15 protein-coding genes and 1 pseudogene are annotated in these 14,999 nt (G+C 55.8%); 7 read left to right on the forward strand and 9 right to left on the reverse strand.

The window, feature by feature from the left end:
• Positions 1-28 precede the first annotated feature (28 nt).
• Positions 29-1,327 (reverse strand): histidine-type phosphatase, encoded by a 1,299-nt coding sequence (locus FJU30_RS14700; protein WP_150435728.1) that lies wholly within the window; start codon positions 1,325-1,327, stop codon positions 29-31.
• A 16-nt stretch (positions 1,328-1,343) separates the two neighbouring features.
• Positions 1,344-2,030 (reverse strand): oligogalacturonate-specific porin KdgM family protein, encoded by a 687-nt coding sequence (locus FJU30_RS14705; protein ID WP_150435729.1) that lies wholly within the window; start codon positions 2,028-2,030, stop codon positions 1,344-1,346.
• 735 nt (positions 2,031-2,765) lie between these two features.
• Between FJU30_RS14705 and FJU30_RS14710 the strand changes: the two genes are divergently transcribed.
• The 4 genes from FJU30_RS14710 (at position 2,766) to FJU30_RS14725 (ending at position 5,219) form a co-directional block, all read left to right on the forward strand.
• Positions 2,766-3,158 carry a hypothetical protein gene (locus tag FJU30_RS14710; RefSeq protein ID WP_150435730.1) on the forward strand — a complete coding sequence of 131 codons (393 nt, stop codon included), beginning with the start codon at positions 2,766-2,768 and terminating at the stop codon, positions 3,156-3,158.
• Between the two features lie 220 nt (positions 3,159-3,378).
• Positions 3,379-3,969 (forward strand): DUF4303 domain-containing protein, encoded by a 591-nt coding sequence (locus tag FJU30_RS14715; RefSeq protein WP_150435731.1) that lies wholly within the window; start codon positions 3,379-3,381, stop codon positions 3,967-3,969.
• A gap of 337 nt (positions 3,970-4,306) precedes the next feature.
• On the forward strand, positions 4,307-4,525 hold the full coding sequence (locus FJU30_RS14720) for a KTSC domain-containing protein (protein ID WP_150435732.1): 219 nt from the start codon (positions 4,307-4,309) through the stop codon (positions 4,523-4,525).
• A 130-nt stretch (positions 4,526-4,655) separates the two neighbouring features.
• Positions 4,656-5,219, forward strand: a complete 564-nt coding sequence (locus FJU30_RS14725) for a flavin reductase family protein (RefSeq protein WP_223881596.1) — start codon at positions 4,656-4,658, stop codon at positions 5,217-5,219.
• 219 nt (positions 5,220-5,438) lie between these two features.
• Here the strand turns inward: FJU30_RS14725 and FJU30_RS14730 are convergent, their stop codons facing one another.
• Complete coding sequence (locus FJU30_RS14730; RefSeq protein ID WP_223881597.1) at positions 5,439-6,374, reverse strand: LysR family transcriptional regulator; 936 nt, start codon at positions 6,372-6,374, stop codon at positions 5,439-5,441.
• Between the two features lie 93 nt (positions 6,375-6,467).
• On the opposite strand from FJU30_RS14730, the gene FJU30_RS14735 reads away from it, so the two are divergent.
• Positions 6,468-7,535 (forward strand): SDR family oxidoreductase, encoded by a 1,068-nt coding sequence (locus FJU30_RS14735; RefSeq protein ID WP_150435733.1) that lies wholly within the window; start codon positions 6,468-6,470, stop codon positions 7,533-7,535.
• Positions 7,536-7,686: 151 nt separating this feature from the next.
• Here the strand turns inward: FJU30_RS14735 and FJU30_RS14740 are convergent, their stop codons facing one another.
• Both FJU30_RS14740 and FJU30_RS14745 read right to left on the reverse strand, forming a co-directional pair.
• Positions 7,687-8,481, reverse strand: a complete 795-nt coding sequence (locus FJU30_RS14740; protein WP_150435734.1) for an SDR family NAD(P)-dependent oxidoreductase — start codon at positions 8,479-8,481, stop codon at positions 7,687-7,689.
• Between the two features lie 122 nt (positions 8,482-8,603).
• A complete protein-coding gene (locus FJU30_RS14745; RefSeq protein ID WP_150435735.1) occupies positions 8,604-9,323 on the reverse strand; it encodes an SDR family oxidoreductase in 720 nt (239 codons plus the stop codon).
• A gap of 114 nt (positions 9,324-9,437) precedes the next feature.
• On the opposite strand from FJU30_RS14745, the gene FJU30_RS14750 reads away from it, so the two are divergent.
• The gene (locus FJU30_RS14750; protein ID WP_150435736.1) at positions 9,438-10,352 is read left to right on the forward strand and encodes a LysR family transcriptional regulator; all 915 of its coding nucleotides are present in this window, start codon (positions 9,438-9,440) and stop codon (positions 10,350-10,352) included.
• Between the two features lie 158 nt (positions 10,353-10,510).
• Here FJU30_RS14750 and FJU30_RS14755 read toward each other — a convergent pair whose 3' ends face one another.
• Positions 10,511-11,476 (reverse strand): chemotaxis protein, encoded by a 966-nt coding sequence (locus FJU30_RS14755; protein ID WP_150435737.1) that lies wholly within the window; start codon positions 11,474-11,476, stop codon positions 10,511-10,513.
• 412 nt (positions 11,477-11,888) lie between these two features.
• Here FJU30_RS14755 and FJU30_RS14760 point away from each other — a divergent pair, with 412 nt between their 5' ends.
• Positions 11,889-12,395, forward strand: coding sequence for an ureidoglycolate lyase (locus FJU30_RS14760; protein ID WP_191091610.1), 507 nt, complete (start codon positions 11,889-11,891; stop codon positions 12,393-12,395).
• A 37-nt stretch (positions 12,396-12,432) separates the two neighbouring features.
• On the opposite strand, the gene FJU30_RS14765 is transcribed toward FJU30_RS14760, so the two are convergent.
• From FJU30_RS14765 to FJU30_RS14775, 3 genes and pseudogenes are all read right to left on the reverse strand, one after another.
• Complete coding sequence (locus tag FJU30_RS14765) at positions 12,433-13,671, reverse strand: winged helix-turn-helix domain-containing protein (RefSeq protein ID WP_150435739.1); 1,239 nt, start codon at positions 13,669-13,671, stop codon at positions 12,433-12,435.
• Between the two features lie 628 nt (positions 13,672-14,299).
• On the reverse strand, positions 14,300-14,839 hold the full coding sequence (locus FJU30_RS14770) for a P-loop NTPase family protein (protein ID WP_150435740.1): 540 nt from the start codon (positions 14,837-14,839) through the stop codon (positions 14,300-14,302).
• Positions 14,840-14,850: 11 nt separating this feature from the next.
• Positions 14,851-14,950: pseudogene (locus FJU30_RS14775) on the reverse strand (transposase); the annotation flags it as partial.
• Between the last annotated feature and the right edge of the window lie 49 nt (positions 14,951-14,999).

Consider the following 14,999-nt stretch of genomic DNA (forward strand, 5'->3'; position numbering starts at 1 on the left):
GTTGTGGCGGCGGCTCCGCGCAGGCGACTTACTGATACAGCGGCCGCGGAGAAACTATGTCCCCGACCTGGGCGGCGGCCATTTTTTCCAGCATCGGCCTTAAAGGGCAGAGCGTACCCATCGGCGTAGTGCGGCAGGCCTCGTCGCGGTAATCGGCGCTGAGCGGCGTATCCGCACCGTTCAGACGGCTCAGTCCGCGCCATTGATCCAGCGACAGGGCGGAGAATGACAGCCGGACGAACAGTTCGCCGCTTTGCCGATCGCGGTAGCGCTCAAACGCCAGCGTGCCGCCCGGTGGAATATCGTTGGCCGGATATTCTCCCAGCGTCCAGTTGAAGTCCAGCATGGTCTGGATCTGGGCGATGTTGGTGTCATGGCCGACAAACATCACCAGCGGCGCGCGCAGCGATTCGGTCGGCGATTTTTCCAGCGGCGTGCCCTGCGCCAGCGCCGCGGCGAGCTGCCCCATCAGCAGCGTGCCGCCGTGGCGCGCTAATTCCGGCGTATCGCTGAGCAGATCGTATTTCGCCGCGTGCAGCGCCATCAGCGCCGCCACCTGACTGGCGTTGGCGGCATGGCCGAAGGCCACCTGGCTCAACGGCAGCCCCTCGCTGTATTGCAGGCGAATGGTTTCTCCGATGCTGGCGCCCGGCGACAGCGGTCCTTTGAGCGACAGGCTATTTTCTTTCGCCACCAGCTTCCACGGCGCGTTTAAGAACTGGCACGCCTGGCCGTCGTCGGCGCATACCGCGCTGCGCATCAGCTGTATCGCCGGCCGGTAGCGCGCCGCCGCGGCCGCTTCGCTGCCGCCCATGCGCGCGATGACTTGCTGCTTCGCCCGCTCAAGATCGGGACGGGCCAGGCCCATGTCGACGCTCTGAAACAACGGGTCCAGTTTTTGCCGGCTGAAACCGGCCGCCAGGCCGCAGCCCGGAAACATGCCGTCCAGCAGCGCCTGCGCCGTGGCTCGGGTGCGTTGCAGCGGGCTGGACCAGACGAAGACTCGTTGCGGCGGCGGGCAGTTCGCGCCGAGCGGCAAACCGGCGTTGCGCCATTGCGCTACGCGCCAGGCGCTTTGATTGACGATGCCGGCATAGCCGTGTCCGCTTAGTTGCCCGTCGGCCACATTCCAGCCGCCCCACGATTTGCCGGTGGCTTTATTCAGCTTTTCGCCGTCGGTTGGCGGGCGGACGCCGTGACGGCTAAGCGTGACGACTTTTTCCAGCGTGTATCGACCGTCTGTTGCGGCCTGTGCCGCCGGGGCGAAAAATAGCGGGCTGAGGGCGCACAGCGCCAGCGTGATCGCGGCGGTTTTGGTGTGATTCATTGTTTTTTTCGCCCGATTAAAAGGAATATTTAAAGCCGGTTGAATAGCAGGTCTGACGGCGTGGACTGTTTTTCGCTACCGACTCATTACTCACTTCCAGAATATATTGCCAGTGCGGCAGTAATTTCAACTTTATCTCAGCGGCGTGCTTATAATCTGTGTCTTTCTTATCGAATATCGGTCTGTCGCTGAAATAGCGGGTGTATTTATAAGATAGCGCCGCGCTGTCTAATTTATATTTAGCGCCGATATCAATACGGTGAGTATGTTTACCTGGTTTATTATTATCATAGTCGGTTATTTCATAGCGGTAGCGTGAAGCAATGACGATGTTTTTATTATAGTGCCAGTCAGCGCTGATCGCGGGTTTCCAGCTGGTTTTTTCGTCGTACCAACTGGTCGTTAGCCCTGGCGTCAGTGAAATATACGGAGAAATATCGAATTGATAATCAATCCCCAGTTCTTTTTTACTATTACGCAGGTGCCGGAATCCCTTGCCGCTGCTGCCGTCTTCGTTCTCGCGGGGTTCGTATTCCAGCTCGCCCGATAATCCGGCGCCGTTGCTGAAACGGTGCTCCAGAGAGAATTTATCGGTATGGGCGCGTGATACATCGGCAAATTCGTGTTCCCACGCCACGGACACGGCCTGAGTATTAAAAGCGATAAAACAGCAGGTAAGAAATAATAAATAACGACTCGACATGCTTATTAACCATCAACTGTAAAGTACGAAGAATAATAGGTAGTCGGTATTACAAAAATATGACCGCGCGCGTTTTGAGCGGGAATTAATATGGGGTTGTTATTCAAAATAAAATTATGCGCTGGTGTGTTGAGAAAATATACGCGCGAGGTCTCCGTCGCGGACGAATTACTGCGCCGGCATGCGGTGTCTGAAAATGATACGCCCGCGCCTGCAGGATAATGGGAATGATAATTATCGCACAGCGCGGCGACAGTAATTAATTCGCCGGTAAAGTATCATGTCCAGGATAATTCGAATCGCAGGCAGGCGGCGACGCAGCGACAAATTCGTCGGCAACCCATTTGCTCCAGCCAACGGCAGGCTTTCGGTGAGAGGCAGAATGTTTCTCCTTATCTCCGGCAATTTAGCGCAGTAAGTGACCGGGATGCGCGACAAATCTGCCGGCAGCGGAGTTGAACGCCGCTCCCGGCAGCCCTGCAAGGGGGCACTGCGGGGGCGAGTCACAAAACCAATACACCTGCTGCGGTATATACCCTAAATAATTCGGGCTGCGCGGGCGTCGGCGCGGTTATCCGCTCCATTCCCGTTCTTCTCTCCGGCGGTGTTGCTGCGTTTATTCACGCATCTGGCCAGATTTTCGCTTCGCTGGCTAACCGGCCCGGCGCGGCATTTTCCAGCGGCGACGCGTCTGTTATGCTGTTGCGCTTCAGGCGTCGTTTCTGGCGCGCCGTCATGCCCGGGGGAATGGAAGTGGATACGCCGTTAGCCTGTATTAAACATTATTTTGCCGAAATGAAGGCGCTCGACGATCTTTATCTGCCGCTACCGGAGGATAAAGACGAGATGCATGCCCGGCTGGAAAAAATGACGCCGCGGCGGGCGGAGATCTACCAGAAATACTGGTGCCGTAATGATGATTACTGGCTGGATAATTCGTATGGCGGCACATCGAAGTATACGTTCGATGACGGCATGCTGATCGAGTCGGGCGAGAATTTTAATGATGCGGTATTTATCGTTATTCGACGTCGTGAGTACAATATGGAGAGGCGCGAGCTGTGGCTGTTTGCGCTGACCGATGACGGCTGGAAGATTGCCGACTTGTTGATCTTCGACGAACAATAGTCCGCATGAAGCGCCAATGTTTTCGCTATCCGGTGTTGTCGACCGGCGATGATTACGCGCACGGCGGCCGTTTTGACCGCTTTGTTCAGGCACATCGGACCGCTGCCGTTAACTAAGAATCAGATCGGCGTCAGATATGCGGCGCTAAGCAGTCTATTTAGCGGTTTGCTGACGATTTAACCCCTGGCGGATAATGATAAGAGCAGGATGATTAATTTAAATGATAATTAATTTAAATATTGACCGGGTGGCGTCATGTTTTTTGCGCCAGATTGAACGCGCGGCTTCTGTCTTTTCCTCGCATGCGGAAAACCGTCAGATTTACGCCTTCTGTCTGGATTTGGATATTGAAAACGGCGGATGTCGCGTATCCTGGAATAGCCTGGCGGCGCTCGACGCCACGCTGGCCGGGTATCGCCAGCGACAGAGCCAGCGGCATAGCGAACTGGATATCGATGGCGTCAGCGGCATTAAATATAATTCGGGCGACTTTTCGTACCATCTGGACGAGTTGGATCCCGATGATGACGGGGTCGATCAGGCGCTTAGCGAGATCATGGCGCAATTGGGCGCGCTGTATGATGAAAAAGGCGCCGAATTTTATCAGCAATATTATCAATCCGTGGTCGAGAAAGAGATCGTTTCCTGTGCCGCCGGAGCGATTCTGCGGGCGCAGACGGCGCTCAGCCAGTTTGATCAATGCGCGGATTTTATCGCTTTTGTGACCCTGCACGATGCCGACGATGAGCATTTACTCGGTATCATGCGGCAAACGGTCGATGATGCGGTGCTGGCTGACATTTTTGGCTGAATCGGGCGAGAAGGCAAAACGCGTGTTTATCCGTTTTCTCGCGCAGGAGAACAGGCGTAAAGTAAATAGGATCTTTAACGACACGGAGGGCTTAACGTCCCTTATAGAACCGTCATACAGCAGGCTGCCGATGCGTTGGCTGGTTGCCGCCCCATTTAGAGGGCTGGCCCCTGCGGCCAGCGCTGGCGTTGCGCCAATCGGCATCAGACCGATGTCTCGTTCGCTTGCCCGTCAGAGGGGCAACGCGTTGAGTTGAACATGATAACGTTTTGTCCCGCAACCTGAATTATTTAGAGTACAGTTTTACTTTTCGCTGACACAAAGGGAGGAAACGTCTTTGAAGCGGCAAGCAGTATCATCATCAAGAATTCGCTCTGTCGGATACGATCCGAAGCAACACGTGCTGGAAATAGAATTTATTAATAAAGGCATCTATCAATACATCGGCGTTTCCGAACGAATTTATGGGAAATTTATTTCTGAGGCGGTGGTATCCAAAGGGCGTTTTTTTGACGGCGTGATAAAAGATAAGTTTTTGTGCCGTAAAATAGCCTGAGGCGGATAACGCGTTCGCCCTGTCGTCGCCGCCGTCGGGTAATGTTGGTTACTCATCCGGCGACGCCCCCTCGCTCCGTTGTCGACCGGCGGAGACGATAACGACCTGCCACAACATGACGAGGTGAGGGATGTCCCTGCAACGATTGCATTCGCTCAGCGCTTACCGTTTTCTTGAGTCCGGGCCGGTCGTTCTGGTCACCACCGCCGCCGATAGCCGAAAAAATATCATGACGCTGGGTTTCCATATGATCATTGAACATCCCGGCACCCTCGGCGTCATTATTGGTCCCTGGGATTACAGTTTTCAACTGTTGCGGCGGAGCGGGGCCTGCGTGATCGCAATACCGGCCGTCGACCAGGCGGAAACCGTGGTGGATATCGGCAATTGCTCCGGGGCCGAAGTGGATAAATTTCAGCGTTTCGGCCTCACGACGCAGCCGGCGGATTCGGGGCCGGCGCCGCTGATTCAGCAGTGCCCGGTAAATATTGAGTGTAAGGTGATCGATGATAGCCTGGTTGAACGCTATAACCTGTTTGTGCTGGAGACGCAGCGCATCTGGGTCGATAACGCGCGCAGTGAACGGCGCACGTTGCACCACAACGGCGACGGCACCTTCACGGTGGCCGGCGAGACGATCAATTTGCAGCGGCGCATGGTTCGCTGGCAACAGTTCCAGGGCGAGCTGAAGTAGGGCATGTGATACCGGCGCGACGGGCGGCGGCTAATCGGTTGGCCGCTTCGCCGCCAGCCGACTATATTTCGCTGGTGAAATATAGGCTGCATTCCGCCTGTTACCAATAATGCAATGTAATTGAAAAGAGTCGCCTGGTTAAATAGATGGCCGGCTGCGGTAAAGCATCCCGGTGATGCGGCGTTCAAACACGCGCGTCTCTGAGGCCGTCAAACACAGTCACCGGATCCGCAGGTGGGTTTCGAGTAGTCGCGCCAACACGTTAACTTTCGGCGTTAATTGCCGCGCGATCGGCCACAGCAAACGAAGCGGCAGTCCGTCGGTGGCGCATTCCGCCATGACCTCCACGAGGTTTCCGGCACGCAAATCATCCCTCACCAGCCAGGTCGCAAGTTGAGCGATACCCAGCCCCTCGCGCACGTATGCGAGTTGGGCTTCGGCGTCGCTGGCGACAATGCGTGGCTGCACGAAACATTGACCGATACCGTCGTCAGACGCATAAAGCCAGAGGGAATATGCGCCATCGGCGCGCCCGTAAACAATACAATCGTGTCCCTGTAATTGATCAATTGTGGCGGGCGTGCCGCGTCGTTCAAGATAGGCCGGCGCAGCACAAAAAATCAGGCGCTCGCTGCCGAGATAGCGCTGTGCGAGCGAGGGCGGAAAGGTCGGCGGGCCGCCGATGCGCACGGCCAGATCGATCCCGTCCTCGGCAAAGTCGACGAAACGATCGGAGAATGCCAAATGCGGTCGGACATCCGGATACAAAACGGAAAATCGCAGCAGCACCGGCATCACGCAGATCCGCCCAAACGATGCCGGCAAGGCTACCCGCAAAGCGCCTATCGGTTCTCGCCTTTGCGCGGCAAGCGTTGCTTCCGCTTCAGTGAGTTCTTCAAGGATCTTCGCGCAGGTTTGATAGTAGGCGCGCCCGGCGTCGGTGAGTTTCAGACTGCGTGTGGTTCGCTCGAACAGTATCACGCTCAGTCGGATCTCCAGCCGGGCCACGCTTTTGCTTACGGCGGAACTGGTGAGATTCAGCTGCTGAGCGGCGGCAGTGAAACTGCCGGCATCGGCCGCACAGACAAACGGGACGATACCTTTAAGCCGCTCAGTAGGAAATACGGCCGGCGATTGATGAATTATATTCTTCAATTTATAGAAATATTATCAGATATAAGAATTGATATCTTAAGTATGATGTTTACAGGGGATGAAGTCCACATGATCTAAAACGGGAGCAATAGTATGAGCAACAAGGCACTTATTGTCGGCGCCAGCGGCATCATTGGCGGCGCGCTGGCTGAACATCTTCTCGCCGGCGGCTGGACGGTTTACGGGTTATCTCGCGGTCGCAGCACCGTTGTCGCGGGCTGCCAACCGATCGTCGCCGACCTCACGGACGCAGAATCCGTTACCGCTGCCGTAGCGGGGTTGGATATCAGCCATGTGTTCCTTACGGCGTGGTCAAGGCAGGATACCGAGAAGGACAACATCCGCGTCAACGGCGCGATGGTCAGGAACGTCCTTGAACCGCTTGGACGCGCATCGTCGCTCAGGCACGCGGCATTAGTGACGGGCATGAAACACTACCTTGGTCCGTTCGAAGCCTATGCGTCTGGAGCCGTTCCGGTCACGCCATTTCGCGAGGAGCAGGGCCGTCAACCGGTGGAAAATTTCTACTACGAGCAGGAAGACCGGCTTTTCGACGCCGCCGACCGCTACAATTTCACCTGGAGCGTACATCGCCCTCATACCATCATCGGGTTCGCCATCGGCAATGCGATGAATATGGGACAAACGCTGGCTGTTTATGCAACGCTGTGTAAACACCATGGTCAGCCATTCGTCTTCCCGGGATCGGCGGCTCAGTGGAACGGGCTCTCGGACATGACCGATGCACGCCTTCTCGCACGGCACCTTGAGTGGGCGTCGACGAATGAACAGGCGAAAAATCAGGATTTCAACGTAGTCAACGGCGACATTTTCCGTTGGAAATCGATGTGGACGCAGTTAGCCGACTATTTCGGTATTGAAGCCGCGCCGTTTGACGGAGTGTTGCGCCCGCTGGAAGGACGGATGCAGGATGCCGCGCATCAATGGGCCGACATTGCCGCGAAGCATCAACTGCGAGAGCCCCGCATTGAGCGGCTGGCGTCATGGTGGCACACTGATGCCGACCTCGGGCGTCCGATGGAGGTTGTGACTGATATGACGAAGAGCCGCAAGGCAGGGTTCCTCGATTATCAAAGTACGCCTGATGCGTTTTTTGACTTGTTCGAGCGGCTGAAGGCGCAGCGCCTTATCCCCGCCTGACCATGACCGGCCGTTGATCCGCGCTCAGAGGATAACCTTGACGGGCGCGAAACCACCATGTCGCGTATGCAGATATTCCACCCAATTACGGCCGATAACGGCCAATGCGCCGGCTACCCCGGCCGTTTTCTTTTCGCTCATGCCGTTACAATCAGATGATATCGTCAATAACGCCGCCATCCACACGCAGCGCGGCGCCGGAGGTGGCCGAGGCCTGCCGCGAGCAGACATAAACCACCATGTTGGCCACCTCTTCGACCGAGGCGGCACGCTGGATGACCGAGCTGGGACGATTGGCCATGACGAATTCTTGAGCCAACGTTTCCAGCGGTTTTCCGGTACGCGCGACCTCTTGCGCCATCATATCGGCGAAACCGTCGGAAATAGTTGGTCCCGGCAATACGCTATTGATCGTGACTCCGCTACCGGCTACGCGTTTGGCCAGTCCGCGGGAAAGCGCCAACTGAGCCGTCTTGGTGACGCCATAGTGGATCATATCGGCCGGGATATTTCGCGCCGATTCCGACGAGATGAACACCACCCGGCCCCAGCCTTTATCCATCATCGCCGGCAGTAACGCGCGCGCCAGACGCACGCCGGACATCACGTTGGTTTGCCAATAGCGCTCCCAGACGCCGTCATCGGTATCGAAAAAGTCTTGAGGGGCGTAGATACCCGCATTGTTAACCAGGATGTCGATACCCGGCAACGCGGCGATCAATTGTTCTACGCCCGCGCTGAGGCTCAGATCGGCGGCTATCCCGCTGACCTGAGCCTGCGGGAATAAGGCGAGCAATTTGTTTTTCGCTCTGGCTACGCTGTCGGCGCTGCGGCCGTTGAGTAACACGCTGGCGCCGCATTCGGCCAGGCCCTGGGCAATCGCCAGACCAATACCTGCTGTAGACGCGGTAATCAACGCCGTCTTGCCGGATAGATCGATTTTCATATGTGAGACTCCATTGGTGAATTGTTGTGTAGGGTTAGCGCCGCGTTTGGGCGCGACAAGGGATTGCCGTCGATGCCGACGGGGATATGCAAGGCGGTGTGCGCATTGACCGTTCTACCCATTCACGCAATTGCGCCGCCGCCGTCCACCAGTACCGTCGAGCCGGTCGCATAAGGCGTCGTTGCAAGGAATAATACCGCATTGGCGATATCCTCCGGTTGCCCCATGACGCGTGCCGGCAGCGTAGCGGCGGCGTTGTCGTACATGGCCTTACGCGCTTCCGTACCCATTCCATCCCAGAGCGGCGTGGCGATCATGCCGGGCGACACGGTATTGACACGGATCTTTTGCGGCGCCAGTTCCAGCGCCAGGCCGCGCCCCAACGATTCCAATGCGGCATTGATTGCGCCTTGCAATACCCAGCTACCCGGACGGACGCTTAAGAAACCCGAAATAAACGTCAGCGTCCCTCTTTCGTTGATCCCGGCGGCGCGCGCGACGTGATAGGCTCCCCAGAATTTACTGTTCATCGCCGCATTGGCGTCATCCAGCGACAGTTGACGGACCGGCCCTCCCGGCGTTTGTGCGGCGGAAATCACAACGTGATCGAAATGGCCTGATTGGGCAAAAAAAGCCTCAACGCCGGCATTATCCGTGGTGTCGAGCACCGCGGTACGCGCCGCGTGACCGATCTGGACAGCCGCCGTTTCCAGTTTAGCCTGGCTGCGCGAAGCGATCGTGACGTCGGCTCCTTGTGCCGCAAATGCTTTGGCAATGGCTAACCCCAACCCAGAACTGCCGCCGACGACCAGAACCTTTTGTTTAGTGAGACGGGTATGCATGATTTCTACCTCATCATAGTTAAAGGATAAAAAATCATTCTTGCGGATGTTATATATGATTAAAATGGAAAATATCAGGAATGACTGTTTCCATAACGTTGAGAATATGCCGCTATGAACCTCATCGATGATCTGCCGGGTCTTATCGCTTTTGAACGCACCGCGGCTCTGGGCAGTTTTACCGCCGCCGCCCGTGAGCTTGGCATATCGCTGTCGGTGGTCAGTAAGCGCCTGGCTAATTTTGAACAACGGTTAAGCATTCATTTGCTTAACAGAAGTACGCGCAGACTTTCGCTTACCGATGAGGGCCGGCAGCTCTTTGCGCATGCGACTCGGGTTATCGCCGAGTTAAAACTGGCCCAGGAGACGCTTATACGCCAGAGCGAGGGCGTGTCGGGGGTACTTAAAATTACGGCGCCGAATGGCCTCGGCCGGCGGAGAATAGTTCCTTTACTGGCGGGTTTCAGCTCGTTGCATCCACAGTTACAGATCCAATTACAGCTCAGCGATGATGTGTTGGACCTGATATCGCATGGGTTCGACCTTGCGCTTCGTTATGGCGAATTACCCGACTCCAGTCTTATTGCGCGGGTTCTCGCCCCGAATCGACGCGTGCTGTGCGCTTCTCCGGGCTATCTGCGGCGGCGCGGGCAGCCACAGAAGCTGGCGGATCTTGCCAGACATGATTGCATACACATCGGCTCAACGGCGGGCACCGAATGGCATTTTGACGATGGACAATCCGTTCATATCACGGCGCGTGCGATATGCAATGATGGCGAAGCCGCTCACGCGATGTCGCTGGCGGGAATGGGCATTGTGTTGAAATCATTCCTTGATGTGGCCGCCGATCTCGCAAGTGGAAATCTCATCCAACTGCTGCCGCAGCATGCGGTGTCTGCAGCCCCGCTCAATGCGGTCTATCCGCGCGGGCATCAGGTCACCCCACGCCTGCGAGCTTTTATCGATTATATTGCCGAACAATTAGCGCCCCGGACGCTATTATCGGGTAATGCGCCAGATTTCTGATGGCGCTGGAATATGATTAGCCGTCTGTCTTGTCGGTTATGCCTGAATCGCCCCGGTTCTTCTGCTTGTCAGCTGGATTCCCCCGTCTGGTGCTGGCCGGCGGCCTTTTGCCGCCAGCGCAATGCCGGCGAGTAAAGGCCGCAGAGGAAGTAATACAATCAGACGGGGGCGCTATCAAGCACCTGCTGGATAGCGGTCGCCAGTTCGTTGATTTCGAATTTCGCCACATAAGCATCAGCCCCCACCTTGCGGACATGATCCTCATTCGCGCTGCCGGATAACGAAGAATGAATAATTACCGGAATATGCCGGAGAAAGTCATCGTGTTTAATATTACGGGTCAGCGTAAAGCCATCCATCTCCGGCATTTCCAAATCGGTCAGCACAAAGGCGATTTTTTCCGAAATGGGTTTGCCTTCCGCCTGGGCCTGTTGCTCCAATTCCTTGATTTTATTCCATGCATCCTGACCGGTAACGTGCATGATGGCCGGAATCGACATCATGTTCAGCCCCTGTTCGAGCAGCGAACGGGCGACTTTGGAATCTTCGGCCACAATGGCGACCGCTCCCGGTTTGAGCGGAAACTTTCTCGTTTCTACATTATTTATCCGAATGTCGCGGTCGACAGGGATGATGTCATGCAGGATCTGTTCAACATCTAAAACCAGCGCCAGCCGGTTGCTGTCTTTATCACTGTCAAGCCGGGCGATGCTGGTGACGTAGCGGCTGCTGACGCCCGCCTCGGCGGTGTGTACCTGATTCCAGTCAAGCCGGACAATATCGTCCACGGATTCCACCGCAAAGGCCTGGGTACTACGCGCATACTCGGTTACCAGCAGGATATTCAGCCCGGTTGCGGGCTCACACCCGGCTACCGCGGTGAGGTCAATGACGGGAATAATCTGCCCGCGGATATTCACCATACCCAGCATCGGCGGTTTCATCCCTGCCGCTTTGGTCAACGCCGGCATGGGAACAATTTCGCGCAGCTTAAACACATTGATGCCAAACAGCTCGGATTTATCTTCATGCGGGGCGCTTCCCAAACGGAACAGTAATAGTTCAAACTTGTTGGCCGACGTGAGGTTAGTTCTCTCATCAATTTCTTTTTGAATATTATTCATGCTTTCCTCAATCCGAATACATTACGTTTAATAACCTGGCGGGATGAGGGCGTCGCTGTCTCGCGTTCTTACCGCATGAGTTCACGGTCTCCCCCGTGCTCGCACCGCTACTCATCACCTTCAGGCTGCAGGTGTGTTGTCCTCGCCCCGTTCCGCGGCGGCAGGAGTGTCTATAACTCAAACAGATTGGCGTTATACGACCGCTTACCGATAGTATCGGCACCAGTTGGTAATTACTGAGATGATTATTTTATCCATAGGGCCCGTTGGGCATTTTCGTTCAGGCTGGTATAACATCGGCTGTAGCCGATTGAAGTGGCAACCTCCATTGAGGCGCTCACGGCAGTTTCATTCATTACCGGCACGGGCGCGTTTTCCGGTTAACCGCCTGTCTGACACGACGAAGGTAGAAATGGTTAACAACAGCAATAACCAAAAGCCCGGGAGCGCCAGCCCTCCTTCCTGCATCATCAACGCCAGGCCGATTAACGCAGCGGACTTTTCTCCCTTTGGCGTCCTGTTTGTCGCAGTTGGTCACTCGGCGACGCACCGGCACCAGGCGACGCACAGCGATACCCGCATTGAGACGCAGTGGGCGACGACGCCTCCCCGGGCGGACTATTGCGATATCCGGCTGATGGAGAAACATCCCCTGTCCACCCAGGCTTTTTTCCCGCTGGACGTCGCGCGTTACCTGATCGTGGTGTGTCCCGACGCCGACGGACAGCCCGATAGCGCCCGCGCGCGGGCTTTTGTGGCCGATGGACGGACCGCCATTCAGTATCATCAGGGAATCTGGCACTGCAATATGACCGCGCTGGACCGACCGGGATTGTTTATCAACCTGGTGCAGAAAAACGGCGGCCCGCAGGATTGCATCTTTATGGAAGTCACCCCGTATCGGGTGGCGTTAAACTAAACCAGTGCGGCCGCGCCCTTCGCGGCGTTGCCTGCGGTTATTCCGCTTCGTTTAACGGCGACCAGCCTTTACCCCACTGTCGGCTCAGCGCGGCGGGAAGCTGGCCCGTCACGATGTTTTCCGCGCCGTGCCACAGTGCGCAGCGGTTGAATGCCGCGCTGAGGTCATGAATGCGCCGCGCGCCGAGTTTAGTACCCGGCTCCAGGTGCAGCGCCTTAATTTCAAACAGCTTCTGTTTGCGATGGATTTTAGCATCCACCCGGCCGATCAGTGCGCCGCGATTGAGTATCGGCAGCGTGAAATAACCGTACTGACGCCGCGCCTGCGGCGTATAGCACTCCAGCCGATAGTCGAAGTCAAACAGGGTCAGCGCGCGTTTTCTGTCCCACACCACGGGATCGAAGGGCGACAGCAGCGTGGTGAGCGTGGCGCTTATCCGCTTCTGCTGCGCCTGTTGCAGCAAGTCGTATTGAGAGCGGTGAACATAATACCGTCCTTCCAGCCCTTCGACCGTTACCGCCGTGATTTCCTCGCTGTCCAGCAAACAACCGATATGTTCGTCGGTTTTAACGCGCTTCAGCCGGTAGTAATCCGCCAGCCATTCGGCTTTGAACAAACCGAGGCAGGCGGCGGAGCGGCGCAGCATCGCCGTTTCGGCCTCCGACTGAGATAACGACCGGCCGGCGTCGTCGCTGCCGGGCAATACCCGTTCGGCCAGATCGTAAACGCGATGAAAATTGCGCCGCTCGGCCACCATCAGCCGGCCGGCGGTAAACAGTGTTTCAAGGTGTTTTTTATAGGGTTTCCAGTCCCACCAGCCGCTGGCCGCCGGTTTATCCGCGCGGAAATCGGCCGATCGCACCGGCCCGTTTTCCGCGATATGCGCCAGCAGCGCCTCGATCTCCTGTCGGTGCGTATCAAACCATTGCTGCGAATATTTCCAGCCCATACTCTCCGGCTGCAGCATGCGATGGCGCAATAACGGATAGTCTTCGATAGGGATAAAACAGGCTTCATGCGCCCAGTACTCAAACAGCTGGCCGGCGGCCAGCGCCTCCTCCAGCCATTCGGCCGGGTAGTGTCCCAGCCGGCTAAACAGCACCAGATAAGGACTGCGCGCCACCACGCTGATCGTGTCGATTTGCAGCAGCGCCATGTTCCTGATGACGGCGAGGAGATCGTCCCGCACGGGTTTGCGCTTTAGCGGATGCCGCAACCGTTGCGCGGCGAGATGCAGATTACGGGCGGCGGAAAGAGAGATAACCGGCTGCGGCATATCGGTATCCGTTAATCAAAATGACAGGCAGATACCGATAACATATTTTAACCAGTGGGTAAATTTACCTGCTGAAATCAGGAGGACAAATCAGATCCAGCAATCGGGTTTTCAGACCAGCGGCGACAGGCCTGATATCGCGCCAGACAGTATAAAGAAAACGTCAGTCAGCCGGTTGTTCGGGGAATAACAGGAAGACGTGAGCCGTCGTCTCAACACCATATATGCGCAAGAACGGCCTAAGGCTGAAATCATTCAGTAAGTCATGCAAAAAGCGCCAGACTGTGTCGCGCAATTATCTGACCGATGTAAAATCGCACAACCCTGACAGGGGCGGCAGTAAAAACGCACAAAAATAAATCAAAAAACAAACGAATTAATGCATTTTTCTCATCATCAGTCAGCGAAAATGAATTGCGTGACACGGCCTGAAGCCGTTTCAGCCTCGACAGATGACAAACGCGTCAGTGAAAAGCAGGAAAATCAGTATTCGTTTTACCTGCCAGATATATTCAGGTAGTGAACGTCGCTATCGTTGCGGGAGACTATTTTTTAATAAAATCAAAGGTATTTTATTGTTTTGTGTGTTGCCAACGGCCGGCGAAACAAAATCCGGCGGATTTAGCCCTTAGTCGACAGTCGGGGAGGATGAGATTATCGCCGACACGAATTCGTTAATCTGCGCTTTACCGCGTAGGTGGACGACCGGAACATTTAGCCCTTTCGCCCGCCGCTCAGCCTCGATAGCCGGTCGTTCATAACGATCGAAGCGCCATACATATCGCAGGAACGACACAAATTCCGCATCTATTTTCTCTGTACAACCATCAGGCAAATCAGGCCTTGGTTCGTTACGTAGCGACCTGAGCGCTACGCGTTTCATACAGATGAGCCGGGGCGCGTCCAACCATATGATAAGATCCGCGGTTGGTAAACGTAAGTCGAAAGTTCGGCGGTGATAATTGCCTTCACAGATCCAGCGAGAATCTTTTATCGCCGCGGAGACTCTGACTCTGAACTCACTCGCCACGGGTTTAGTCCAGCCCGGCCCCCAGAAAAGCCTGTCGAGGTGGACCACCGGTAAGGCAAGTTTTTCCCCGAGCTGGCGAGCTAATGATGACTTTCCGCTTCCTGCATTACCCAGAATGACAATACGTTTTGGCTGCATAGCAACGTCCTGATGCCATGCTCCCGGCACAGTCCAGGCACGGGGGTTCCGGCCTCAGCTTTGCTTAAGGATGGCGATGGTTTGGCTGTCGGTAAACCGTGATTTTTTCATAAGAATCACCTGCGTTCAGATTACGAGAAAACGCTACTTATGAACACGC

It is taken from the genome of Affinibrenneria salicis, from assembly GCF_008710095.1.